Consider the following 23,616-nt stretch of genomic DNA (forward strand, 5'->3'; position numbering starts at 1 on the left):
GCCCGCCAGTCCGCGTTGGCACTGCAGCGGCGTCGAATCCGAAGCTACAGAATGGCGGTAGCGTTGGCGTTCATAGTTCCCATCCTCGACGATAGTTTCGGTCTAGAAACTGGTTGGCTTCGGATAGGTTGGTGATCCGTCCGGTGACACCATCATATTCAATCGGCTGGTCTGCGCGCGTGGCAACCATGCCGAGCAGCATGGTCTCATTCAGGGGCACCGCAACGGAGAAGGGCGACGAAATCGCCTCCTCTCCTCGGATCGCACGGATCCAGTTCATCTCATGACCATCGCGGCCGCCTTGGATCCGCGGCAGCGACAATGGAACGGAGGCGGCCCGTGCTTCGACGCCTTCGCCGATCAGCACCGGCTTCTGCCCATAAGTGTCGTGCATCAGCATGCCCCGATCCCCGACATAGAGCACACCGCCATCAGGGTTCATCCGTGCAGTCTCCGGCATGCCCGCAGGCGTTGGCGGCATGAACCCACCATCATACCACGTCATCGTCAGCGGACCGTGCCTGGCATGGCCGAACTGGTAGGTCGTGATGTTGGCCAGCGGATAGCTGCCTAGGTCCGCCGGGGGCTTACCATCCCAGATGTTGTCGTCGCCACCCCAGCGGCTGTGTCGCGTCTCGATCCGCGTCGGCAGGCCTGGCTCTAGTGCCCAGAGGGGGAAGTCGACCAGGTGGGCGCCCATGTCGCCCAGGGAGCCGATCCCGAACGGAACCCAGCCGCGCCAGTTGAAATGCCCATAATCGGGATGATAGCCCCAATCGACCGTCGCTGGACCAAGCCAAACGTCCCAGTCCAGGCTGGCCGGCTTTGGTACGGCAGCCGGCCGCTTTTCTCCCTGGGGCCAGAGCGGCCGGTTCGTCCAAGCATGAACCTCGCGCACGCGGCCGATCGCATCTCCGCGGATCAGTTCCACCACGCGCCGGCCGTCATCCCCCGAATGCCCCTGATTGCCCATCTGGGTGACCAGCTTTGGATTTCGCGCCGCAAGATCGAGCAGCACGCGCCCTTCGCGAACCGTATATGTTAGCGGCTTCTGCACATAGACGTGGATGCCGCGTTCCATGGCCATCTTGGCCGCCACCGCGTGATGATGGTCTGGCGTGGCAATCACTACTGCGTCGATGTCCCTTCGGGCGTCGAACATCCGTCGATAGTCGGCGAACTTCACGGCCCGATCATAGGCTGCCTTGAGCGGCAGAAGGTTGGTGCGCGTGGCGCCCTTGTCATCCACGAATGCCGCAGCGACGTGGGCAAGATCGACATCAGCTAGCGCGACGATGTTCTGGCCAGTAAGCTTCGCCATGTTCTGCGCGCCCATGCCGCCAGCGCCGATCACCGCGACATTGACCCGGTCGCTCGACGCGATCTTTCGCGCGAAGGCGGCGCTGGGAAGGGTCAGCATTCCTGCACTGGCTGCAGCGCCTGTCAGCCAATCGCGCCGGGCGAGACTCGCTCGTTGTTCTTTCATGCGGTACCCTTTTACGTAGTGGGGCTGTCCGCAGTGAACGGCGAGCAGCAAGGTTCGGCGACCGGCTGGAACTCCATCAGTTCGACACGCGTCCCATCGGGATCATAGAGGTTCGCCTGCCACTTGCCGTCGCGCCCCATTTGCGGGCCGTCATGGCGGGGGCTCAGCCGGCCTTCCGCGGTGAGACGAGCAACCGTTGCCTTCATGTCGGACACGCCGAGTGACAAGTGGTTGAACACACCCAGAAGGCGCCCGTCGATGTGCTTGGCGTCCACAGTCGAACCTGTCCCGACCATCATATACTCGAGCCAATCAGTTCCGTTGGGGACCATCTGCGAGATCCAGTCGGTCGCCCCTTCCTTCATCGCGCCGAACCAATAAGGGCGGAACCCGAGCAGCGTGCGGTAAAAGCTATCCTGGGCGGCGCGATCTCGCACAACCTGGCCTACATGTATGATACGTCCGCTGACAGCGACCGATGTGGTGCTAGCCGTTCTCGGCGGTTGAACGAAGTGCACTTCGTTGCCTTCCGGGTCGCGCATGCCGAACCAACGCTCGCCCGTCCTGCTGGTGGACAGCGCCGTAACGCCGTTCGCGCCGCGACCTGTCAAATAAAGGCGAAGCGCTTCCGCATCAGTCGTGGAGTAGGCGACGTGTGCCAGCCGGCTTATTCCATGGCCTGCAGGCAGCGGCAGGACCTCGACGAACTGCGTCTCGCTGAACAGATACCGGGCGCCTTTCGGACTTTCGGGATCGGCCACCTTTTCGGCCCCGAGTACGCGACCGTAAAAGTCGTCGGCAGCGGCGAGATTGGTGGCGTAAATCGCCAGATGCGACACGCCGGTGATCGCGGGTCGATCAACCGGCGGCTTTACCGGTGCCATGCCTGGACCTGCGGTCAGGATAGCTGCCAGCATTATCGCTCGTCGGATCATCGGCCCCTCTCCTTTTATTCTCAGGCGTTACCTGACATGCGGCAGCGAGGCCCACAAGGCGGCCAGCATCGGAGTGTCATCGCCGCAGGAACGGTCTTCATCGCCTGCGTCCGATGAGCGGATGCAGGGTCGAGTTCTTTAGCATGCAAGCCACGTCCGTAAATTCGTCAGTCGGGCAGCGTACAAAGCCCTCGATTTCACCGCGACACCACCCAACAAGCAATGCTAGTCAGGCCACTCCCTCAGCTTTGGCCCATGTCATTCCAGTTCCCGGCGCTTCGTGCGCGTGAGCGGCGAACCGCCGCCGCGCCGCTGTTCGCCGCACCCTTCTGGGCAAGCTTACGCCACCGGTCGACACGAGCGGGATCAAGATCTCCTTCCCCATTGCGGCCCGGATCGCGCATCCCGGCTCGTCGGTATGGGTGCAGTTCGCAAACCGGCACGCGAGCGCCACGCTACATGCTCAAGATCGAGCAGGATGCGGAGTACAGCTCGTACCTCTTCCCCTGACTACCGTCGGTCGAGCGACCGATGTCGGAGAACACGCGGTAAGCTGCCGTCCGTCCGCCTGTTCATGACCAGCCTCGATATTGCCCCAGCATGAGAATGGCGTCACGATCCCGACATGAAGGGCGTTTTCGACATCAGCGGTGCGTGGCGCTACGATGACCTCATTGCTGCGCGCTACCACTTCCCGGGCATCTACCTGCGCGCCGCCGAGGCGTGCGTGGGCGATTGGGTCGTCTATCGAGAAACCGGCTCCGCGGGCGGCCGCAAGGCCTATGTGGCGGCCGGTCTGGTGCACAGCATCGATCCCGATCCCGCCGACTGCACGCTCTTCTCTGCCCGTATCAGCGACTTCATCGAATTCGACCGCCCTGTGCCGTACCGCGATCCGGACGGCCGATTTCGGGAGCGTATGCTGCGCGAAGTGGACGACCCGGCCACCGCGGGTTGGGCGCTGCGCGGCCGATCGGTACGCGCCATCGCTGATGCCGACTTTGCCGCCATCGTGAACGTCGGCTTGGTCGACACGCTATCACCCGAACAAGCGATCCGGCTTGAGCTGGATCCACGGCATATTGATGCTCCCACCGCCGCATTGCTGGCCTCACCGCCTGACGAGAGGCGCGTCGCGCAGCTACTGGTCAACCGCAAGGTGCGCCGCGCTGCCTTCTGCGGCCACGTACTCGACGCCTATGATAATCGTTGCGCCGCGACGGGGCTGCGTATGGTCGATGGTGGCGGCAAGGCCGAAGCCCAGGCCGCGCACATCTGGAGCGTCGCTGATGGCGGGCCGGACGTCGTGCAGAACGGCATCGCGCTGTCCACGACCGCGCACTGGTTGTTCGACCGCCATTTTATCAGCCTCGACGACGAATGCCGGCTACTGGTGTCGCACGACAAGGTGCCGTCTGAGCTCATCCGGCTCTTCCCGCAACCAGGGGAGCGGATCCACCTGCCTGCCGATCCTCGGCTTTACCCGCGCCACGACTATGTTGCCTGGCATCGTGCCCGCTTCGCAGGCCTGAACGCTTGAACGGCTGCCTGGACGTCGTTGTCACCTATGACGGGCAGGCCGACATGCCGGCCAAGCGGTATGAGGCAGTATCATCTCAGCGGCTGTTCGCGGAAGGAGCCGACGCCCTGATTCGGGCGACCTCGACCAGAGCTTCCGAGCAGACCACAATCCGCCATTCTGCGAAGCTCGTCCTCCAGCCAAATCTCGACGTTTGGTCATCGGCAACTTTTCGGCTCGTGCAGCTTCTGCCGGCAACCTAGAACGCGACGCCCTGTAACCGCCTCCACGCAGGCAGAAGTGAGAAGATATGCAGATCATCGTGCGCGACAACAACGTCGACCAAGCGCTCCGAGCGTTGAAGAAGAAGCTTCAACGGGAGGGCGTTTATCGCGAAATGAAGCTTCGTCGGCACTATGAGAAACCCTCCGAGAAGCGTGCGCGAGAGCATGCGGCCGCTGTGAGTCGAGCCCGGAAGGCAGAACGCAAGCGAGCTGAGCGCGATCGCTAAACGCTACGGCTTTCAGACTCCGATTGCAGACATTCACGGCTTCGGTTGCATGCTGCAATAGCCGACGACGGTTCATCCGGTGTCTCACGCGACGACTGAAACAGGGCGACCATCCGGGCAGACGACCAGTTCGCCCGGACGGTGTTCCCCACCCGGCTACATCCCAGCTGCGGTTGGGCGGACGATGACTTCGTTGATGTCGACGCCCTCGGGCTGCTCCAGTGCGTACCGGATCGCCCGCGCAATAGCATCAGGCGTCAGCGACTTCTTGCGCCATTGCGTCAGTGCGGAGGCGATAGTCTGGTCGGTGATGTCGTTGCCCAATTCGGTCGCCACGACGCCCGGCGAGATAAGCGTGGTGCGGATGTCATCATGCTCCTGTCGCAGCCCTTCCGTGATCGCCCAAACCGCATATTTCGTCGCGCAGTAAACGGCGGCGCTCGGCATCACGAAGTGCGCGGCGATCGATGCAACGTTCACTACATGGCCCGACCCTTGTCCAATGAAACGCGGCAGCACGGCAGCGATCCCGTTCAGCACACCGTGGATGTTGACGTCGATCATGCGCGTCCACTCGTCCTGCTTCAGCGCGGCGAGCGGCGACAGCGGCATCACGCCCGCATTGTTGATTAGCACGTCCACGCGGCCGAACCGCGTTTCCGCCGCGTCGGCAAAGGCGGCAAAGCTCGCCCCGTCGGTTACATCCAGCGTGTGCCACGCCACATTGGCGCCGAGCTCTGCGGCAAGCGTCCGTAGGCGATCGGTCCGACGCGCGCCGATGAAGACGCGAGCCCCCTTACTCGCGAGCTCGCGCGCAGTGGCCTCGCCGATGCCGCTGGAGGCGCCGCTGATCAGCACAGTCTTGTCGATGACGTCGTTCATGTTGCTTCCTTTCCATCGCCCTGAGGCAGAGCACAGATGGAACGGTACGAGCCGTAACCGTAAGAGCGATCCCCCGAAATCATTGCACGATCCTCCGAAATGATGTCGCCATGCTTGCGAGGAGCGGTGGCAGCGAACAGAGTTTCGCCATGCAGTCGATCGCAAACCTAGCCGCTCTTGTTGCCCGCCATGTGCCCAGCACGGGTATGTTGAGCACCTCGATAAATCGGTTGTCGTTGTTTCGAGCCGACGAGCCGACCGTGCCCTTACCCGCTGTTTACGAAGCTTCGCTTTGCCTGATCGCGCAAGGCACAAAGCGCGTTTCGCTTGGCGAGCAAAGCCTGGTCTACGATGCGGCGCATTATCTGCTGGTCTCGGTCGACCTGCCTCTCCTCGGGCACGTTATCCAGGCAGATCGCGAGGCACCGTACCTCTGCTGCAAGATCGATATTGATCAAGCGGCATTGACAGATCTCATCGTGGCGGAGGGCGGTCGGGCCCCCAAGGCCGATTTCCCGGCGCTGGCGATATATCGCAGCGACGACGATCTGATCGACGCGGCATGCCGGCTGATGCGCTTGCTGGACCAGCCCGCCAGCATCCCCGCGCTGGCGCCACTCATCGAGCGGGAGATTCTGTACCGCCTGCTCATGGGCCCGCACGGTCCCGCGCTTCGCTACATGGCAGTCGCCGACAGCCGCCTCAATCAGGTCAGCCGCGCGATCGCAACGATCCGAACGGGCTTCAACCGGCCGCTGCGGATCGAGCAAGTCGCCAATGCGGCGGGTATGAGCCCATCGTCGCTTCACCAACATTTCAAGGCAGTGACGAGAATGACGCCCCTGGAGTATCAAAAGCAGTTGCGCCTACAGGAGGCGCGGCGCCTGATGCTGTCAGCAGGCACGACCGCGAGCAACGCAGGCTTTGCCGTCGGCTATGAAAGCCCATCGCAATTCAACCGAGAGTATGCGCGCCTGTTCGGTGCTCCTCCTCGCCGCAATATCGAACAGCTGCAGCTTAGCGGCAATCTGCTCACGCCAGTGTAGCGCCTCGGTCCAGTGAGACCCAGAAGCGGTCACAACTTAGCCGCCATTGCCCACGGATGGTCAACGGCATTCTTGCCGGCGCGAGCTGAGGTTCGCGCAATCGCTTCGCCTGAAGCGAAAAAACGGGCATCAGAATCGCCTACCTACCATAGCGCCAGCCGCCAGTTCTGGAGGCGAGCATCGCTTCAAACGCACATATGGTGTTTCAGCGCCGACGCCCCGGGGCTTGCCATCGATGATGTCGAAATACGTGCAGCCATGTCGCTCCAGGTGCGCTCAAGCGTCGCTACCGGAGCCGTCCGATGGCGAGTCCGCTTCAGCCGGTTCAGTTCGTCTGTTTGTCAGGGGCGCAAGCCGCCGCAAACGACGATAGTCAGCAGCCAACGATCGCGACCGGGGTTCTCAGCGAGACTTACCTGCTTGCCATACCGCGAGCTGAGGCTCGCGACAATGCGCCTCGCATCGGTGATCTCGGGATGATCGGCATCGGCAAGGACCATGATGCCCGGCTCATTGCCCGCTGGGGCGACGGTCCCACGGTATCGAAGCATGCCGACTTTAGGTTCGGCGTTGAGGAACTGCGTCACTGTCTCGACCGACGCAAGCGTGGCCGGCGCGGTAGAGCAAGCTTTGATATCAACGTCGGTGAACTGCGCGTTTCCAACTCGAAGGATTTGGTTCTTGGTTGCTTGATCCGCCTTGAAAAGGTTCAACCGGGTGCGCAGCGCTGCTCGCTCTGGCGCTGAGAAGGATGCGACCGCGGCAGTGATCGCAGCCGTGCTCGAGGCACGCGTGATCGCTTCATTACCGTAGGCCATTCGCAACAGCTGCGTATCTCCTGGCGAGAGAGCAGTGTTGCCGGGCGAGTAACACCGGTTTCGCGCACCATCACGGTAAAAGTCGATCGGAAAGGTGTAGAGCATTATCGATTTGACGTTGAAATCCGTCTTAATATCGCCCGTCATATAGCGGCTGCTGCGCAGGTTGAAGTCGATCGTCTCCTGTGACCAGTTGTTCGGTGGCCCACCCAGATACTGGTATACCGCAGGCCAGTTGAGCTCGCCCTCGCAACCTTCGTCCTGCTGCTGATGCTCATGATAGAAGCCTAGCGCGTGCCCAAACTCGTGAAGAACGACACGCTGGAACTCGGTCTCTGTAGGTGGCGAGATGTCAAAGCGCTGGAAGTTCATGCTCTCCTCCAGCTGGCCGACATGCACCAAGCTATCTTGTCCGATCATCGACCAGTAGCCTGGCTGCGTGTACCCGATCCGAATGTCATACACCCGATTGGAGCGGCAGAGGTTCGGATCAATTCGATCGCCGAAATCGAAGCTGACAAGAGCGCCTTGCCGCTCCCAAATGCTAGCAACTTCCACAATATGCCGACGAAGTTCGCGACTTCCGCCAAAAAAGCATACGCTTATGGGAACTCCGACGTCCCACCGCTTGGCACCGACGATAATGCCACGCTCGACGCTACCTGTTCGAGCAAGTTCGCTAAGTGTTTGCTCCGGAGCATCGGAAATGACTCGGCGGGTGATGTAGTCGGGGAGCACCTCGACTGGTACTGCCAACGCTTCTCTGTTCTGGGCATATGCTAATGGCGACAACACAGCACTAAGTAAAATGCAGATAATGTTCGACATTCTGCTCATGGTACACCCCCTCAACACCTTCGACTCGCCCATATTTGCCTTCTACACCATAATAACCAATTATGGGGAAAGTCGAGGCGGGATCGTAATGTCGAGCGGCTTATCCCGCAGCGAGCAACTTGTGTGCTATCGGCACGTCCGACACGAACGGCTCCATCCGGCGGCCGCACGACATCTACCGCCCGACCAAGCGCCCTGCGCCCGAGACCGATCCCTTACCGGCTCTGGCCCCAAGTCGATCTCCAGCTTCCAGGCGGGGCTTGCGTGCCTCCGAACGTGGATCGACCAGACAATTGTGTCGATCGTCAAAGTGGGCTCAACTGAAATGTAAGTACATCCCGATATTTTCCCCCCATGTGGCCAGCGACGTCGCCTACGATTATGTCCAACGGCAGCGACATGCCTACGATAGACCGGGGAGCCTCGATCTGCCTTTCATACGGCACACTTAGATCAACCGGCTGATTGGAAATGGCGAGCGCATATGCCAAGCCCGACGCCTGGGGGGTAGGTTCCTGCACGACCGGCATGAGGAAGCCGCTGTGCTCGGACTTAACTGTCAGCCTGGAGAACTGCACGTTTGATCGAACTTGCAGGAATACTCGATGGACGAGATCTTTGGTCAAGACGCCCAGGTCAACAGATGTGACCGTAGCGCCCTCCCCGAACGCGCCCGCAGCTCCAGCGATGTTCATCTGTGAGCGTGCGGGTGTATCGAGTACAAGCACCACTGGCACGGCAGGGCCGAGTGGCACGGCCGCACCTGGCTCACGGAGCTCTAGCTGAAGGCGGCGCTCATGGCGCCCTGCCAAAGGAACTCCGTCTTTAACAACAAACGCGTCGAGTTGAAGCTGCAGATCCTCACGGGCTGAAAGACTCACAACCCAGATTCCCGGTGCGGCAGTAGGCGCCAACCTGCCGCCATGACCAGGCCTAATTTCGATTGTCAGAGCGTTATCCGCGAAATCCAACGTGGCAAGCGCATGTCGATCTTGATCTACGACTGCCACTTCGACGCTGCATCGTTCGTCTCCCGGATTAGACAGAGTAAAGCTTATGTCGACGGGCGCCTTCACTAGGACCAGGGGGTCGTACGGTATCAGCGCCTCCGCTGGAGGCGCTATTATGCGCGACTGACACGCGTCAGCGGCATTGATCCAGCACAAGGCAGCCAACGCCGCGGCCGCCTCAATCCAGACGAGCCTCGATCTTTCCGACATTGATCATCCCTTCTTGATCCTCACGCAGCTCGAACTCTCCTACAGGACGTCCGCCGATGACGATTCGATACCGCCCGGGAGAAAGTCCATCGGCGACAAAGCGTCCGATCTTGTTGGTAAAGAAGGGCCTTGAAATCGCCTTGCCGGCACTGATCCTTTCGACAGTGCCGCCGGCTAGCTCAATGGGCCCCTTTGACGAGACGAGGGTGCCGACGGCCATTCGGGAAGCATCACTTCCGATTTGGAAATGGTATCCTGCGCCCAAGCTCGGGAACACGCTGAAGGCGCCAGCGCCGATGTCGTACCCGATGGGTAGAGGCTCTACTTTGGCTTCGAAGCGCTGGACTCCATAAGCGCGATTGATCGGGACCAGTGCTGGACCAAAGAAGCCGCTGCGGGCGATTACGCGCTCACCCGCAGAGACATCGAGCCTGGACTCGCTGAGGGTTGGATGGCGTGAGGCGATGATGAAACCCTCTGGTGCAGGTCTGCCGATTGCGATTTGCTCGCCCGCATAGCCAATGAAAGTGTTGATCGCCCAACTGGACTGCGCAAAGCTTGAACCTCTGACACTGCGTGCAATGGATCGATCGTGTCGCACGATGGCGTCGAAGCGATTATGCACGTAGTTCAGCCGCCCAGATAATCCGCGCGCGTCTTGATCGTCGCCGAGCCGAAGCGAGCCGTTGACATCGTCCAGCTCCCCGTTCGGGGCTCGGGAGATCTCGAGTTCCTTCATCTCGCGCTGACTGTCGTATCGCGCGTTGCCATAGAAGCGCGACCCGAAACGAACGGAAGCCCCCCCACCTATCCGCCAGTTGCGTCCTCGCTCGTCCTCGATCCTCGACACTCCGAGCGTCAGCCCAATGGGGCCGAAGCTTCGACCCAGTGAAAGATCGATCCGCTCGACATCGCCAAATGGAGAGCGCCCTCGCGAATAGGCGTAGCCCACACCTAAGCTCAAGCCGATAGGGGCACGCCAGTTGGCCTGAGTGGCAATTTGCCAGATCTGGGGATTACGAGGTTCTTGCAGGAAGGAATCCTGAAAGTATCGCGTCCGATACACACCTGTCAGGACCACCCGCAGGTCGTTACGTTCTAGTATCGAAAACTCGCCGCGGTAATCCATTGAGAGCGCCAAGCCCGACTTTCCCTTGTTAAGGCTTTGGCTCACGGCGTTCTCGATCTGGAACAAGCCTATCATTGTTCCCCAGACCAAAACGCCTCCGGCTTGACCAGCGAACTCGGTGACCTGCGCGTGAGCGCCGAGGGTTAGATTGTCCGCCGCGCCATTTAACAGGAAGCCTGTGATCACGGGCCCGCCCCCGTAGGTCAGTTGGCTACCCGCTTCTCGCAAGCCTGCAGCAAACCCGAACTCGGTCACACCTGTGCTCAGCAGGGCAGTATCGCTGAAGATGTCGAATGCGGCTATTTCCCGGCGACCGCTAATATCCTCAATCTCGAGCCGCACGCTGTTGGTTCCTGATGCGAACGGGAAATCAGACACATCGTAGCGGCCAGGCTGCAACAACAAGGTGCGCGACCGGATGGTGTTTATGAAGACATCTACGGTAGCCTCCCGGTCGAGGGTGAAGGTCTGACGGCCGATCGGACGTACGTTCTGGAACGGTCTGATAGTCGAGTATGCACGCTCTAGGCTGAGGCCAAGCATGCGGCCGGACCCTTGAAAGCCAAAGGAGAGCGGCGTGAATTCGCCGGCCGTTGCACGGACCGCGGAGCTATAAAAATCTTTGATCAGTCTGACCTCGCGGCGCTGCCATCTGGTGCCTCCCGCACTCGAGTCGTAATCGATGCCTCCCGTTAGCGTCACGCCACCAAAGCCGCCGATACTCACGAAACCGTTGAGGGCGGCTCGTACAGGATCGAAACCGCCATCATCGTTATGTGCGTACCGCTGACCCGCAGTCAGGTTGAGACCCGCAGCGAAATCCTCCTGCGGGGAAAATGCGGCTGGATCTGGCGCAGGCTCAGGTTCGGCAATCGAAATGCGCGATTGCGCAACATTGGACACCGACACCTGCGCTCGGAGCGTAAGCGCGCCTGAGTCGAACGCCAGCGAGAACCCATCGAAGGAGAGATCGGCTATTTCAACCTTCTGGCGGCCAGCCACTCGATCTTCGATCGCGCTGACGATTGCGCGATCAAGTGCCGGGCGCAAGATGTTGATCAGCCGCAGAGCGTCTACGAGGCCACTTCCCTGAAGATCGACTTCCACGGAGATCGTCCCGACAAACCTGCCGTTGAGCTCAAGTGGCACCTCCAACGGCGTGCGGACAGGTGCTCGCGCCGCGGCCACCGCAGCCTCCTCTCTTTGGCTCACGCTTTCGGCAGTCTTCGATGGCGGGGTCTCGGGTCCACTTTGGCGCGGCGGATTCGGAGCAGGGTTCCGCCCGGCAAGTGCGGCACTGTCTTGCGATGTGTGAGGCGTTGATGACCAGGAGCCATAGTGAACGGTGCGGTGCTGAAGTGCCAGTCCGATCACATCGTGCGTCGTGCTCGGAGGCGCCGCTGCGATCAGCACCAAATTGCTGACAAGCGTGGTCCCGACGCCTTTCTCAAGGATCCATCCCATTGGCCGCCTCAGGGGGCCACCAGCGCAACTTGCACAGGTCCGGCGAGCTGGGCGGTTTCCGACGGGGGAATGCGGACGCGCCGTTGCTGCTTCGGCATCAGGGCGGAGAAGTTGCCAACATCCACTTTCTCAGTTGCGAGTTCGACAGCCTGGCCAGCTGCGTCAGTGATACGCCATTTGACGTTGTTGAGGACGGCAACGCCATTCCCGCTGTTTAGGAGCGTGAGCGTGACTTCTCCGGTGTTGGAGCGACCCACTTCTGCCACCTCTACGGCGGATTTCGCACTTTCGGGCGAGATGATGAGATGCGTCAGGAAGTTGAAGCTCATGCGAACGTCAGCGCTTGCGCCGCTGTTCGATACCCCACCCCCGAAGTTAATCGGGACTTGGCTGATGCGTACGCCGTACATCCGGGCCTCGGTCAAGGAGGCGTCCCCGACATAGCGGACCTGCACGGCTTGCTCAGCGCCGGGTTGCACCACTGTTTGCGGCGGGAATACCAGGAGGTCGTTTTCTTCAGCCGAACGCGTTGGAGTGCCTTGTAAGTCGACCGAAACTCGAAACGGCTCAAATTCGAGGGTTACCGGAACAGATCCTGTGTTGCGTACCGATATGCGCGTTGCAGCTCCTGAGCCAGACGGCGTCATCGTCGCGATCATCGGTTGCACTTGGTAGCCTTGAGCGGCGCAGGGTTGCAGTCCGCCCAAGAAACTCGTCACCGCTACGATCGCGCCCATCATTATCGTCCGGAACGGCATCTCTCGTCTCCCTGCGAACGAAAAAGGGGCCGCCCGCTTGGACGGCCCTGCCGCTCCCTATGAAGGGAGCGGCCAATCAAAAGGCGGTGACGGTGAAGTTGAAGGTTTCCGCGTAGGTGCCTGCTGGCGCAGCGTTGGCGGGATATAGCGGCAGACCATTGAAGTCCGGGCCGTCCGGGCCGTTCTCGTTCTGTACGTTCACGTTGAGCCAGAGCTCGAGCGGAACCCCGTTCGCGATCGGCTGCGAATAGCCGGCCCGGCTGCGAGTGAAGAGGCCAGTCCCCTCACCATCACCCGGCGAGGTGTCGGTGGTGTTGATCGTGAAAGCGGAGTCCTGCGGCGAGACCAGGCGCATTGCATAGTTGATGCGGCCGGTCGAGTTCGTCAGATCCCCGTTCGCCGGGTTCACCACCAAGCGGGTGCCGCCCGGCTGATTGCACGCGAGTTGGAGGTTCGCAATCTTCTGGTCGCTGGTGAACGCGATCGTCGCGGTCCCGCTTGAAACGTTCGCCAGGCGCACGTCGCAATATCCAGCGACCGTCCCGCTGACCGTCAGTGCGCTTGCCTGCGCGAACGCGGGAGCGGAGAAAGACAGCGCCGCGACGGCAGTTGAAACTGCTAGTAAACTTTTGATCATGTCATCACTCCAATGAAGGTGCCGAAAAGTGGCAGGTTGCAGCGATATCCAAAACAAGATGTTCTGGATGAGCGAATAAGAAAGCTAAACAACGACCTTTTAGAGCGCAGGTCTCTTGAAGTCGGGTTCAACCTTCTCCTCTTTTCCGCTCAACATCGTTCTATTTCACTTTGGCGAGTCGGTCATCGTCAACCATACCTAAGTAGAAACAACAGCGTCACCGCCCGAGCATCGGAGTGCGGACGTCGTGAGCTTCCCGGGTGGGAACAGCATCAACGACACCCGCGCGGATCGCCGCGACCATGAGTTGCAAGCGGTTGCGTACCCCCGTCTTGATGCGCAGGCGTTCGATATGACATTCGACGGTTCGAGGTTTTAGGCTCAGGTCTCTCGCGATCTCCTTGGAGGAGAGGCCTTGCGCTAGGCGCACAAGTATTTCCTGCTCACGAACGGTGAAGCAGACCCGTGCTTCTACCAGCATAAAGAGCCCTTTCAGAAACCGGTCGTCGTTTCGCGCTTTTCTATGATCGACGACTCTACGACTCGTTTGATCGACCGGACCTTCCTCTCTTGAACAATCTATTAACAGCGTTGGTCCGGAATCGGACCAAACCGGTCAGAGCACTTGCCAGCCCAATGAAAAACATGCTCCAAATTGGATCAGAAACTCGTCCCGTACGAGGACGGGATGGGAGGTTCCATATGGAGGCGTCCGGTAGGTCCTTTAACCGCAGCAATCTTGAAGGAGGATACTCGGCAGTCGGAAATATCCTGCTTCGTGCATTACCTCCCGGCACGTTCGCATCCGAGGAGCTACTCGTGCTGCACTTCAACAAGGGCGAGCACACAAGAGATTCCGGGGGACGTCGTTATCTGATATTTCCTGATGATGGCATTACGTCTCTCGAGTTTTCCTCACCCGACCAGCCAAACGCCACGATAGGACTGGTTGGAAGGGAGGGCTGCTGTGGCATAGACGAGCTCCTCAGCGATGGTCCTCGTTGGAGTGTCTCACTTGTATTGATCGGACCTCTAGTAGCTAGAGGTTTAGACATGCGGTCGGCGACGATATTATTCGAGCGAAACCTAACTTTCAGGAAGGTGATACTCGATTATCTGAGCAAGCTGTTTGTGCAGGCTGCAGGTATATCGGCCGCCAGGGCGGCTTTCGACCTTCCAACGCGATTAGCACGTCTTATTCGAATGCTGCATCAGCGCACCGACGGGGACACAATTGACATCACGCATTACGACATTGCCAGACTACTCTGCACGGGTAGGCCCGGTGTGACGGAGGCGCTCCACCATTTGGAGGGTATCGGAGCGATTAGGGCTACTCGCGGGTCCATTCGTATTCGCGATCAGCTTCTGCTCTCGCAGGCTGGTGATCTGAATTCTCCTGATCGTCTGCGGAATGGTCGCGGCCTGCGGCGCCTCTGATCCGATCAGGGAGAAGGTCCTGGCCTATCGCGTGCCAGATACCGACGTAGAACTGGCAGCGGATGTCATGGCTAATTCAGGTCGGCTAATTTGGGAGCTGCACAATGATCGCCGCTGCCAGAGGTGCTGCGCGCCTTTTAAGCCTGGATTGTTGGGCAATCTCGGATCAGCAACGTGCGCTAAAGGCGATTGAGCAGATCAAGCGAGCTGGCAAGAAGCCGCTCGACCTCAGGCACGGCGATGGCTAGCCGGCGCCAGTCGCCTCGATCAGCGCCACGGCGACAGGCACGATCTCGCGCGGCGGCAGCGGCTCGGCACAGAAGAGCTGAGCGGCGTCCAAAGCGAGCACCGGCGATGGGCGCCTTCGATCCAGCACAGAGATCGACTTGGAAACTGCTGCCTGGGACGAGCTGTGGGCAGTCGATCGCGCACCACCCTGCCTGAGCAGCGGCTGACCGGCCGATCGCATCGTAGATGCGCGCCGCCCAGCCATGCCCAGCCTATTCCTCTGCGGCCTCGGCTTCGGCCTTGGTCTTGTGGCTAATACCCTGTTCTTCTGCCGGAGGTGAGTAGATGGTAAAGAGCTTCAGCGGCTCCTCTCCCTTGTTGATGATGTTGTGCTTGGCGCCCTTCGGGATGACGATCAGCCGGTTCTCGATCACCTTCGTGCGGCTGCCGTCGACCACCGCCTGACCTTCGCCCGAGACGAAGAATGTGGTCTGATCCGCGTCGTGAGTTTCTTCGCCGATATCGTCGCCAGGCTCGATGCTCATCATTACGATCTGGCAGTTGTCATCGTAATAAACTTCCTTTTGGAAGTTCTTGTTCTTGAGCGCGAGCTCGATGATGTCCTTGTTGAACACCGCCATGGGGATCTCCTTGAGTAAGCAGCTCGGACGCTGTGTCGCGCGCGGGGAGGTGCCCGGCGCCGGTCGGATCAACGTAAGCCCCAAGGGAAGGGTCCCGGCCGCATCATTGTTAGCCGTCCGATTTCCACCTGATGCCCAGTTTGACAGGCGTTAGGTCAAACGGCGCGTCAGCTCGCACGCAGGTAGTCGTGGCTTCGCCGCTATCACCTTAGATCCGTTGCCCGCTGTCATGATGGAGCCCGCGATCCAACATGCTGCCAAGCGCAGCACGCTGACCGGGATTAATCCGCAGAAGAGTGCCTTCTTTCTCACTCTCATCAGCGTGCGATTAGCGTCCGCTACAGGCATGGCCAGAATCATCGCGATCTTCCGCTATTGGGCGGAGGCCGACCTGCAGCTTAGCGGCCACAAGGACCCAGAAGCGGTCACTCAGCCCGCCCTTCCCGCTCCCCGACATCAGACGTTCATTCATCACGGCCTGCATGAAGCGGCTTCGGCGAGTTGATGGGACTGGCGCAAAGCCGCCTCGCCACCAACGCAGGAGCATACGCTCCGGGCGAAGTCCGAAGGCTACCTGAAAACGAGCAGCTAGTTCCGATAGTAATTGAGTAGCTTGCGCCTGCGCAGCTTATCCTTGAAGCGCCGGCTGATTGCCTTCGTCAGCTTCCCTGCGACGATCATCGCGAGCGCAGCTGGCAGCACTATCGTCACCGCAATCGCGACTGCCATTTCAAGGCTCCGAGCCCATTGCGAAAACGCCTCGCCGGAGGGGGTGGCGAGGCGTTCTCGCTAAGCCAGCGCATTACCGGGGGGCAAACATGCGCTCGCCAGCAGAAGAACTAGCCTGACACGGGCGAGTTCCGCAATCGTATGACGCCCTACCGATTCAGAAATCGATAGGGCGTCGCGAGCTCTCCGACCCTTCCCCCCGAAGGGGAGGACGCTTCAAGCTATAGGTTAACCGCGGTCAGGCCGGATCGGTTCCAAGGCGTGCCTTTCACGCTCCACGATCAGAGGTGCGCGTAACTGAGCGACGAAGAGGCAGAGCGGAACTAAGAGATCGTAAGCGCCGCATGGACGGCACCCATGGCTTATGCGAGCGTTGCGCCGGCATGACCGGGATGGTCGAGAGCAGCACGCGCAAGACTGCCCGAGTCACCTTCGGCGGCATGATGCGACTGCATTTTGGAAGGGACGGTATCGGCCCGCGTCTCAAGGCTCAGGCGGTGTGCGAGGCGCGAGCCGATCTCCGGTTCGTCCTTGGCGTACGGCCCTTCGCCTCATGCTTCTCGCGGACGCTATAGCGCCGATCAGCAATAGGATCACGAGTAGCGCGATAATCACATAGAACCCATCCGGCATGATGCGATCCTTCGCCGTCCAACGGACCGAGCGCGCTAACGTACGGCCTCTGGGTTCGATCCGCTCTAACCAGTTGTGTCTTCAACATTTATCGGGGGCACAATGGCAGCCACGCCCGCGCTCCTGACGATCACCCAGCGCCTAGAGCAGATCGCTCACGACGTACACGAGGCCGCCTTCGGCTTCATGAAGCCGGCGCGATCGCACCATGTGCGTGGCCATGGTTGAGCGCAAGCGTGGGCGGGCAGGACAGCGGGAGCGCAAGCGCCGGCTGGAACGCACCGAAGGCCTATGCGAGAGCTGCGCCGAGCTGAACCGCTGGGATGGCTTCGGCCTTGGCCGCATTACCCCTAGCGGCGATCGTGAACCACATCATCCCCTTGGCCCTCGGCGGACCTGACACCGACGAAAATACCGAGAACCTCTGCGGGACGTGCGACAAGATCGTCACCGCAGAGCAGTTCGGACACGCGGCGCCCATCGAGGCGCGACGGACGGGCGACCAGCCCAGACACCCATGGAACAGGGATGTGTGATGGCGCGGGTGCACCTGCTGCAGAAAGCAAGACTACCTGGAGGAACCTTGGGGAGTTCAGATGCCGGTCGGCCGCCTAGGGGGGTGAGTGACTTGGTCGCAGCAGCATCTGAAACCCCACCCGCAGGCCTAAGCTTCGGGATGAGTCACGGTGGCTCAGAAGTGATTTCTCCGAAATTACATGCGTTGCGAAGATGTGAACATATCGCGGTCTCTCTTCCCACAAGGGATGCCGCCGTGACATGTCGGTATCTGCTCGCGGGACTGCCCGCCGAGTTCCTTCACGGCGGATGCATACTCCAATTGGGCCGCTGTTCAGGCACGAGCCCGAAGCGCCCCATGCAGGGCGCCGCCTGGGTCCTTCCGGGCCGCCTGAGCTATACGGGGGCAAAGGCGCAGAAAGTTGCTAGGCGCGAGATCGCCTATAGTTCTTCCTCCCTGACCCCAGAAACGGCGGCTTTCTGCGGCTTTGAACCACCTGGAGCAGGGAAGTGGCGCAGATCGACCTCGATGAGCCCACGCGGCCGCAGCTTGCCGCCCTGTTCGGCTGGTCCAGCCGCTGCGTTGGCGAGCTCAGGTCCAAGGGCGACCTGCCCGCCCACGGCGCATCGCTATTCGAGAACATCGAAGCCTGGGCGCAGATGAATACGGCGTGGCGGAGCAGGATCCGGACACGCTCGACAAGGAACAGCAACAGGCCCGCCTCGCCAAAGAGCAGGCAGACGCCAAGGCGATGGACAATGCCGAGCGCCCCAAGGAGTTGGCTTCCCTTCCCGACATTGGTCGCCGCCGGCGCGGGCGTGATCGTGATGATCGTGGCCCAGTTGCAGCAGTCGGCGCGGAGGTCGCCAAGGGCGACACCAAGCTGCGCGCCCGGGTCGATGCCGAGATCAACAACATCCTCACCGACTTGAGCATGGCCCGGATTGAGGAGGCGCGCGGCGGGAGCTTGGATGAAGACAAGCCCGAAGAAGAAGGAGCCGCTTGAGTACCAAGCGCCCGGCGTGCACTGGGTCACCATCGACAAGGGTTGGCTGGACGAGGCGCTCGAGCGCTACGCCGAAGCGGTCTGCGCCGTCGAGCGCGCGAACAACCGCGCTGCCGGCTTCAAGCTGGAGCGGCACTGCACTGCGGCGCTGTTCGCGACCGGAACCACCCCTCCGATCTGCCGGCGCTGATCAAGCGCCTTTCCTCCAAAGCGACCATGGCCACTGTGCACGTAGAACTCAGCTCCATCGTGAAGCGCGGGATCATGTCGGCAGACTTTCCGCTTGTTGCCTCCTCACCGCGGGCGTCGGAGACCTTGACCAGCGCCAGCTCCCTTGCCGGCGGCACCCTCACGGGGAGCACGTCGGAAGTCCGGACGGTGACTGCTCGAGGCGGCGCGGTGTTCATAGCATTCGGCGATGCTCCCGACGCCAAGAGCCCACAGCGCATCCTGTTGGACGGGCGGACCCGAGACTTCGCTGCCGCCAGGGCCGGAGAGAAGATCGCTGTGATGGACGCATGATGGGCGTATCTTCCGGTGCGGAGCCACAACGTCTCTCCGTGGCATTGGGGTGCTTCCTCTCTGGGCCAATCCTGGCTCTCGTCGTATGGGCAGTGTTATGGCGTACTTGCTGTCCAGAAGGGTGGTGCTCATGAGCCTCGCTCTTGGGCTATTCCGGCTCGGCGTATCTTCGTCGGTCCGTGCGGCTGCAGCAGGCGGCGCGTCATCACCACCGCGCACGCCATACACCGGTCCGGACTACCTGATCAGCAATGGAGCGACGTCGGTCTTTTACGGCCACGTAATTGAGCCTTCGGCAGTCCACTATGCCGATCTGAACACGACGCTGATCTGCTATGAGATCGAGCAGGCAGCCTCTTCCCGCCGCCAAATGCTCCTTGCGGTGAACGCGGCAACTGGTGCGGTTTTGGGCACCTACAATCTGGAGCTGAGCAACGCGATCGCAAACGAAGACCATCTGATCGCGGCGCTCTGGCGTGCGCCCGATGGCCGGTTCTGGTCCTTCGGCAATGCACACGCCACGGCGATCCGGATTTCGCGCAGCAACGCCGTGAACGACTATACCGCCTGGACCTCGCACGGGAGTCTCGGCGCGAGCCTATCCTACCCGAACCCGGTCGGCGTTGATGCCGGCCTTTGGCTGTTCGCTCGCAAGCAGAGTGGCAGCCAGCCAAATACCATGCCGCTCGTCCGCTACCGTTTCACAAGCGTCAGCGGCGCCACCATGACGCCAACCGCTCCGACCGAGGAGAGCTGCATCGAATTTGGGACGGACGCGCGCGTCTACCAGTTCGGAGCGGCCGAGCGCGGTCGGAAGATCATCAAGCTCCTGCAGTGGGCGAACTATGACGACACGGCCCGGCGAGACCAATATTTTATCGTGTTCGACAAGGACGCTCCGCACCAGGTCAGCAACTTAGCGGGCACCCGGACGGACACGCTTCCGCTTACGGACAAGGCAATCCTCGACACCTACTATCGCGAGATCGACCAATCGGCAGCTGGAGCATGGAGCGGACACGCACACTTCTGCGTCGACCGCGCCGGAGACATTTGGTGCGCCTACCTTGACTATGTGTCGGCCGCCGACGGGCTTGCCGATCCCAGGAACGTGATCGTGCGGAAGTTCGACATGGCTGCAAAGGTTTGGGGGCCTCCAGAGCGGGTCAGCAGCGTCCGGGCGAATGGCAGATACACGGCCGTGGCGGTCGGACAGGCGCCCGACGGCAGCATTGAGGTCTTCTATGCCGGTGTGCCCACCTTCGCCAACCGATGGGGTCGCGCTGGCGATATGATTAGGGCAGTCCGGTCTCCGGGCGGCGCCTGGAGCTCGGCCCGGCTCAAGCAACTCACCTCGAAGAGCCTGCTGCCCTATGACCGCGCGATGATGGTCAAGGACGGCCACCCGAACCTGCGGATGGTCTTTGCCGAGGCTGCAATGTCCCCGCCGGTCGGGAACACTGCCGGCGCGTCGAGCCTCAACATGCATGGTGGCATCTGCAAACTGTTCGCCTGGGGCGCGGGCGGCCTCATCGAAACGAAGAGGTCTGGCATCCACCCTCAAACCGCTTTGGCGATCGCGCGTGACCCCACGCTCGACAACGACGACGACAAGCGTTCGCTGGATGAGTTCTTCGACGGGATCTACGATAATGGCGTCCAGGCCGATGTCGGAGCAGTCCTCGTTGAGCGCTTCTCCCGATTCTCAGTGACCGCCGCGTATGATCAGCCCCTGGCGCCGGTCGGCGGCTTTGGCACATGGGTACGCGGCGTCGGGTTCCCTCGCACCGGCGGTCCGGGCTACGTCACCCTCACGGGCTATACTCCGCGCTCGCCGATGACCGGAACGGCAAGCGGGCTGGGGCTGATCAACAGCGGCGAGGGCCGAAGTGATGGTTGGGACGCGGGCTTCGTCAGCTCAGCAAGCCAGCCTTTTGCCATCCGGATCCGCGGCACAGACGACAAGTGCGCGGTGCAGCTGCAGGGCGTCACCCACGTTGGGGGCACTGTCGCGACTACAGCTGTCGGCAAGCGGCACTTCCGCCGCACCGGGGGAACCTCGGCGGAGGTCTGGACCAACGGCGTTCAGTCGACGCCCGGAAACGCGGCAGTTGCTGGCGTCCCAGATGGGGACCTCCGGCTCTACGGCCTGGACGCGTCGTCCGTGCCTGGTCCGCGAAAAATCGAGGTCTTCTACGAGGGCAATGGGATGAACGACCTGATGAGCAACGTAGTCGCCAACAGCGCACGGCGGCTTGCTAAAGCGGCCGGAGCTGACGTCTAAAGCCGCGAAAGAACATAGACCCCGGACGAAGAGGATCTTACCCTCGCCCGGGTGAGCGAAAGGGAGCGATCAGAAAACCGCGTCGAGTGGATCGACGCACTCCGAGGCGTCGGCATCATTTTTGTGGTTGCGGGGCACGTGTTCAGTGCGCCCGCGGCGCATCACGTGATCTTCCTCTTCCACATGCCACTGTTCTTTTTTCTCTCCGGTTTCCTCTTTAGGCCAGAGCCTTTCCGCGTCCTGGCGAAGAAGCGCGTCCGGTCGCTCCTCATTCCCTATGTCGCCTTCCTCCTGCTGGTCACCGCCCTCGACTTGGTCGCGTTCAAGTTCGACAACATCCACACGCTCCCCCTTCATCCGTACAGCCGCTTCTTCGGCAGCCTTGCATTCGGCGGGTCACTGCTGACCGGGTCCCAAGGCGTGGCGTGGTTCGTACCCTGCCTATTCCTGACTACGCTCGCCTATGCCGCGGCTGAGCAGGCCTGCGGTGGACCGCTCAAGCCCGCGACGATTGCCGTCGTCGTAGCCCTGTATCTGCTCAGCTTCCTGCTGCCGGCAGGCCCCTCGCCGCTCGGTAGCGGCCAGGTGCCTCAAGCACTCGCGTTCTTCTGGGCCGGCCGGGCAGCGCAGCCCGCTGCGTGGCCAGGACGGGGATGGGCCGTCGGGCTTGCCGTGTTCCTCGCCGCGGCTGCTTTTGTGCCTGCAATAGACATGAAGTACATGCAGTTCGGGTGGCCGGTCGTGAGTGCGCTAGTCGCTCTTGGGGCGATTGCGGCACTGACGCGCGCTGCTCAGGCGCTGGCCTCGCGCCAGGCCATTAACCGGGCCGCTTCGGCCCTGGGGCGCGCTGCGCTGGTCATCATGTTCCTGCACCTCTTCTTCGTGGTGCATCTCCGGCATGTGGCGCCTGAGCCCCTTATTTTTATCTTGGGGCTGCTCGCCCCCTTCCTAGCCTACCTGCTCCTAAGCAAGTTCGAAGCGGGGCGCTTTATTTTCCTTGGGAAAAGCGGCGGCATCGGGCCTACGCTTAAGAAGCCAGATTGACCGGCAACACAGGTGGATCAGCCTGAGCAGCACGACTGCGACAAAGCATGAATATGGCGTACCGAGGTCGGGGGCTCCGTAGTGACAGCCCCGACCTAAGCACCGAGCGACCCGCGCAAGGGAGTCAAGGCGAGTCGGTTAATCAGACCTCAATGCTGTGAAGAGTCGACGCGCGCTTTACGCCGCTTATGTTTGACCACCACACGCGAACACCGAATGCAGCGAAAGACGAAGGTCCCCGAACGAGCAGTTGCTTCTCTGCAAAGCCAGCGGTGAAACCCCCAGCGACAAAGAAAGCTCATTGCGCCCTCTTTCAGCCCATCAAAACGCGACTGTGAAAATCGCAGCCCACATCAACAATGACAAGATTGCGCCGTTCCGCAAGCCCCTGAGGGATGCCTGCGGTTCGGGGTCAGATTCGCACTCAACGAGCGAGGCTGCGCTTGAGATAGTGATCACGCGTCAACTCCAGCGAACTAGCCCCCCCTAGCTCTCAAGAAGCCACGGTAAACATTCCGTTTTTTCCCGTATCCGGGACGTTGTTCGAGCGGTTGATCGAGGGCCGCGGGAAGCACGTGCCTAGGTTATGTTATCCTGCGGACTGCCCGCACTGCACTCCGACGACCGCAACGTTTTCCAGCGGAGTACGTTGGTGCGACGATGGAGGGGTGAATGGCTGAAGGTCCTGAGTTTTACCGTGAACGTGCGCGCGAACAGCGCGCCGCCGCTGAAGCCGCTACGCTGGTGAATGTTCGTGCGCGCTGCATTCACGCAGCCGAAAACTGGGAGCGTATGGCCGAGCGCGGCGAGGGGATTTCGCGGCGGCAGGCGCTTTCGGTGAAGAGCGAGATAGCAACACAACCACCGATCTGATCCGCCGCTTCCGGGAAAGTCCCGATGTGCTCATTCATATATCGTAAGGTATAGTTTCGCGGTCAGATGGAGACGACCGTGGACGATCGTGATTACCTTCTAAAGCGCGCCGCCGGTGAGCGCTTGGCAGCAATGCGATCGCGGACGATGAGAGCTTTCCGGGCGCATATGGACATGGCTTTGGCTTACGAACGCCTGCTTTACTGAACCAAGGGGCTGGGCGGGTTCAGAAAGTCATAGGCGGCGGCGATCTCGCGCCACCGCTCGACGCCCGCTTCGTCGCCGACAAGCGCCAGTTCGCGCACCGGGCTGGCGATGAACTCCACTGCCTTGTCGCCGTGGATGCGCTCGACGGCGAGCGCTTCGGCCAGGCGCTTCTCTTCCGGGGTCATCCCCCTTGCTCGCGCCGTCGATAAAGTCGTCGAGGTTGCCACCGGGGGCAGGCTCCGCCAGCAGT

Annotated in this window: 23 protein-coding genes; 12 read left to right on the forward strand and 11 right to left on the reverse strand. The window is 61.2% G+C overall.

Annotation, left to right across the window (positions count from 1 at the left end):
* Positions 1-70 precede the first annotated feature (70 nt).
* Complete coding sequence (locus tag LZ586_RS10270; protein ID WP_235076204.1) at positions 71-1,537, reverse strand: Gfo/Idh/MocA family protein; 1,467 nt, start codon at positions 1,535-1,537, stop codon at positions 71-73.
* Positions 1,498-2,403 (reverse strand): VOC family protein, encoded by a 906-nt coding sequence (locus LZ586_RS10275; RefSeq protein WP_235076205.1) that lies wholly within the window; start codon positions 2,401-2,403, stop codon positions 1,498-1,500. Before LZ586_RS10275 ends, LZ586_RS10270 begins: the two co-directional genes overlap by 40 nt.
* A 643-nt stretch (positions 2,404-3,046) precedes the next feature.
* On the opposite strand from LZ586_RS10275, the gene LZ586_RS10280 reads away from it, so the two are divergent.
* Together LZ586_RS10280 and rpsU are read left to right on the forward strand one after the other, a co-directional pair.
* On the forward strand, positions 3,047-3,961 hold the full coding sequence (locus LZ586_RS10280; RefSeq protein ID WP_235076206.1) for an HNH endonuclease: 915 nt from the start codon (positions 3,047-3,049) through the stop codon (positions 3,959-3,961).
* Between the two features lie 289 nt (positions 3,962-4,250).
* Entirely contained in the window at positions 4,251-4,451 is a 201-nt protein-coding gene (gene rpsU, locus LZ586_RS10285) for a 30S ribosomal protein S21 (RefSeq protein WP_235076207.1), read from the forward strand.
* A 156-nt stretch (positions 4,452-4,607) separates the two neighbouring features.
* Here rpsU and LZ586_RS10290 read toward each other — a convergent pair whose 3' ends face one another.
* Positions 4,608-5,333 (reverse strand): SDR family oxidoreductase, encoded by a 726-nt coding sequence (locus LZ586_RS10290; RefSeq protein ID WP_235076208.1) that lies wholly within the window; start codon positions 5,331-5,333, stop codon positions 4,608-4,610.
* Positions 5,334-5,482: 149 nt separating this feature from the next.
* On the opposite strand from LZ586_RS10290, the gene LZ586_RS10295 reads away from it, so the two are divergent.
* Entirely contained in the window at positions 5,483-6,379 is an 897-nt protein-coding gene (locus tag LZ586_RS10295) for an AraC family transcriptional regulator (protein WP_235076209.1), read from the forward strand.
* 341 nt (positions 6,380-6,720) lie between these two features.
* Here the strand turns inward: LZ586_RS10295 and LZ586_RS10300 are convergent, their stop codons facing one another.
* The 5 genes from LZ586_RS10300 to LZ586_RS10320 form a co-directional block, all read right to left on the reverse strand.
* Positions 6,721-8,025, reverse strand: coding sequence for a M12 family metallopeptidase (locus tag LZ586_RS10300; protein ID WP_235076210.1), 1,305 nt, complete (start codon positions 8,023-8,025; stop codon positions 6,721-6,723).
* A 1,197-nt stretch (positions 8,026-9,222) separates the two neighbouring features.
* A complete protein-coding gene (locus tag LZ586_RS10305) occupies positions 9,223-11,847 on the reverse strand; it encodes a hypothetical protein (RefSeq protein ID WP_235076211.1) in 2,625 nt (874 codons plus the stop codon).
* A gap of 8 nt (positions 11,848-11,855) precedes the next feature.
* Positions 11,856-12,605, reverse strand: a complete 750-nt coding sequence (locus LZ586_RS10310; RefSeq protein WP_235076212.1) for a fimbria/pilus periplasmic chaperone — start codon at positions 12,603-12,605, stop codon at positions 11,856-11,858.
* Between the two features lie 76 nt (positions 12,606-12,681).
* Complete coding sequence (locus tag LZ586_RS10315) at positions 12,682-13,242, reverse strand: hypothetical protein (protein WP_235076213.1); 561 nt, start codon at positions 13,240-13,242, stop codon at positions 12,682-12,684.
* A gap of 217 nt (positions 13,243-13,459) precedes the next feature.
* Complete coding sequence (locus tag LZ586_RS10320; RefSeq protein ID WP_235076214.1) at positions 13,460-13,723, reverse strand: response regulator transcription factor; 264 nt, start codon at positions 13,721-13,723, stop codon at positions 13,460-13,462.
* A 572-nt stretch (positions 13,724-14,295) separates the two neighbouring features.
* Between LZ586_RS10320 and LZ586_RS18295 the strand changes: the two genes are divergently transcribed.
* Positions 14,296-14,682, forward strand: a complete 387-nt coding sequence (locus LZ586_RS18295) for a Crp/Fnr family transcriptional regulator (RefSeq protein ID WP_413777338.1) — start codon at positions 14,296-14,298, stop codon at positions 14,680-14,682.
* A gap of 104 nt (positions 14,683-14,786) precedes the next feature.
* Positions 14,787-14,930 carry a hypothetical protein gene (locus tag LZ586_RS10325; RefSeq protein ID WP_235076215.1) on the forward strand — a complete coding sequence of 48 codons (144 nt, stop codon included), beginning with the start codon at positions 14,787-14,789 and terminating at the stop codon, positions 14,928-14,930.
* A gap of 252 nt (positions 14,931-15,182) precedes the next feature.
* On the opposite strand, the gene LZ586_RS10330 is transcribed toward LZ586_RS10325, so the two are convergent.
* Complete coding sequence (locus LZ586_RS10330; RefSeq protein WP_235076216.1) at positions 15,183-15,551, reverse strand: cupin domain-containing protein; 369 nt, start codon at positions 15,549-15,551, stop codon at positions 15,183-15,185.
* 229 nt (positions 15,552-15,780) lie between these two features.
* Here LZ586_RS10330 and LZ586_RS10335 point away from each other — a divergent pair, with 229 nt between their 5' ends.
* Positions 15,781-16,056: a hypothetical protein gene (locus tag LZ586_RS10335; protein WP_235076217.1), complete on the forward strand. Its 276-nt coding sequence runs from the start codon at positions 15,781-15,783 to the stop codon at positions 16,054-16,056.
* A gap of 83 nt (positions 16,057-16,139) precedes the next feature.
* On the opposite strand, the gene LZ586_RS10340 is transcribed toward LZ586_RS10335, so the two are convergent.
* Positions 16,140-16,280 (reverse strand): hypothetical protein, encoded by a 141-nt coding sequence (locus LZ586_RS10340; RefSeq protein WP_235076218.1) that lies wholly within the window; start codon positions 16,278-16,280, stop codon positions 16,140-16,142.
* Positions 16,281-17,275: 995 nt separating this feature from the next.
* On the opposite strand from LZ586_RS10340, the gene LZ586_RS10345 reads away from it, so the two are divergent.
* The 6 genes from LZ586_RS10345 (at position 17,276) to LZ586_RS10370 (ending at position 23,159) form a co-directional block, all read left to right on the forward strand.
* A complete protein-coding gene (locus LZ586_RS10345; RefSeq protein WP_235076219.1) occupies positions 17,276-17,449 on the forward strand; it encodes an HNH endonuclease in 174 nt (57 codons plus the stop codon).
* 651 nt (positions 17,450-18,100) lie between these two features.
* A complete protein-coding gene (locus tag LZ586_RS10350; protein ID WP_235076220.1) occupies positions 18,101-18,436 on the forward strand; it encodes a hypothetical protein in 336 nt (111 codons plus the stop codon).
* Positions 18,402-18,626, forward strand: a complete 225-nt coding sequence (locus tag LZ586_RS10355; protein WP_235076221.1) for a hypothetical protein — start codon at positions 18,402-18,404, stop codon at positions 18,624-18,626. Before LZ586_RS10350 ends, LZ586_RS10355 begins: the two co-directional genes overlap by 35 nt.
* A 462-nt stretch (positions 18,627-19,088) precedes the next feature.
* On the forward strand, positions 19,089-21,242 hold the full coding sequence (locus LZ586_RS10360) for a BNR-4 repeat-containing protein (protein WP_235076222.1): 2,154 nt from the start codon (positions 19,089-19,091) through the stop codon (positions 21,240-21,242).
* Between the two features lie 51 nt (positions 21,243-21,293).
* A complete protein-coding gene (locus tag LZ586_RS10365) occupies positions 21,294-22,286 on the forward strand; it encodes an acyltransferase family protein (protein ID WP_235076223.1) in 993 nt (330 codons plus the stop codon).
* A 672-nt stretch (positions 22,287-22,958) separates the two neighbouring features.
* The gene (locus LZ586_RS10370) at positions 22,959-23,159 is read left to right on the forward strand and encodes a hypothetical protein (protein WP_235076224.1); all 201 of its coding nucleotides are present in this window, start codon (positions 22,959-22,961) and stop codon (positions 23,157-23,159) included.
* A gap of 200 nt (positions 23,160-23,359) precedes the next feature.
* Here the strand turns inward: LZ586_RS10370 and LZ586_RS10375 are convergent, their stop codons facing one another.
* Entirely contained in the window at positions 23,360-23,551 is a 192-nt protein-coding gene (locus LZ586_RS10375) for a DUF6961 family protein (RefSeq protein ID WP_235076225.1), read from the reverse strand.
* Positions 23,552-23,616: the final 65 nt, after the last annotated feature.

The organism is Sphingomonas sp. S2-65 (genome assembly GCF_021513175.1).
Taxonomy (GTDB): Bacteria; Pseudomonadota; Alphaproteobacteria; order Sphingomonadales; family Sphingomonadaceae; genus Sphingomonas.

Coding starts and splice junctions, on each gene's coding strand:
- LZ586_RS10330 (WP_235076216.1), bottom strand. CDS start 15,551: ATGGCGGTGTTCAACAAGGACATCATCGAGCTCGCGCTCAAGAACAAG.
- rpsU (WP_235076207.1), top strand. CDS start 4,251: ATGCAGATCATCGTGCGCGACAACAACGTCGACCAAGCGCTCCGAGCG.
- LZ586_RS10305 (WP_235076211.1), bottom strand. CDS start 11,847: ATGGGATGGATCCTTGAGAAAGGCGTCGGGACCACGCTTGTCAGCAAT.
- LZ586_RS10335 (WP_235076217.1), top strand. CDS start 15,781: ATGATGGAGCCCGCGATCCAACATGCTGCCAAGCGCAGCACGCTGACC.
- LZ586_RS10315 (WP_235076213.1), bottom strand. CDS start 13,242: ATGATCAAAAGTTTACTAGCAGTTTCAACTGCCGTCGCGGCGCTGTCT.
- LZ586_RS10275 (WP_235076205.1), bottom strand. CDS start 2,403: ATGCTGGCAGCTATCCTGACCGCAGGTCCAGGCATGGCACCGGTAAAG.
- LZ586_RS10290 (WP_235076208.1), bottom strand. CDS start 5,333: ATGAACGACGTCATCGACAAGACTGTGCTGATCAGCGGCGCCTCCAGC.
- LZ586_RS10280 (WP_235076206.1), top strand. CDS start 3,047: ATGAAGGGCGTTTTCGACATCAGCGGTGCGTGGCGCTACGATGACCTC.
- LZ586_RS10295 (WP_235076209.1), top strand. CDS start 5,483: ATGCAGTCGATCGCAAACCTAGCCGCTCTTGTTGCCCGCCATGTGCCC.
- LZ586_RS10310 (WP_235076212.1), bottom strand. CDS start 12,605: ATGCCGTTCCGGACGATAATGATGGGCGCGATCGTAGCGGTGACGAGT.
- LZ586_RS10320 (WP_235076214.1), bottom strand. CDS start 13,723: ATGCTGGTAGAAGCACGGGTCTGCTTCACCGTTCGTGAGCAGGAAATA.
- LZ586_RS10340 (WP_235076218.1), bottom strand. CDS start 16,280: ATGGCAGTCGCGATTGCGGTGACGATAGTGCTGCCAGCTGCGCTCGCG.
- LZ586_RS10325 (WP_235076215.1), top strand. CDS start 14,787: ATGATCGCCGCTGCCAGAGGTGCTGCGCGCCTTTTAAGCCTGGATTGT.
- LZ586_RS10370 (WP_235076224.1), top strand. CDS start 22,959: ATGGCTGAAGGTCCTGAGTTTTACCGTGAACGTGCGCGCGAACAGCGC.
- LZ586_RS10375 (WP_235076225.1), bottom strand. CDS start 23,551: ATGACCCCGGAAGAGAAGCGCCTGGCCGAAGCGCTCGCCGTCGAGCGC.
- LZ586_RS10360 (WP_235076222.1), top strand. CDS start 19,089: ATGAGCCTCGCTCTTGGGCTATTCCGGCTCGGCGTATCTTCGTCGGTC.
- LZ586_RS10355 (WP_235076221.1), top strand. CDS start 18,402: ATGAAGACAAGCCCGAAGAAGAAGGAGCCGCTTGAGTACCAAGCGCCC.
- LZ586_RS10300 (WP_235076210.1), bottom strand. CDS start 8,025: ATGTCGAACATTATCTGCATTTTACTTAGTGCTGTGTTGTCGCCATTA.
- LZ586_RS18295 (WP_413777338.1), top strand. CDS start 14,296: ATGCGGTCGGCGACGATATTATTCGAGCGAAACCTAACTTTCAGGAAG.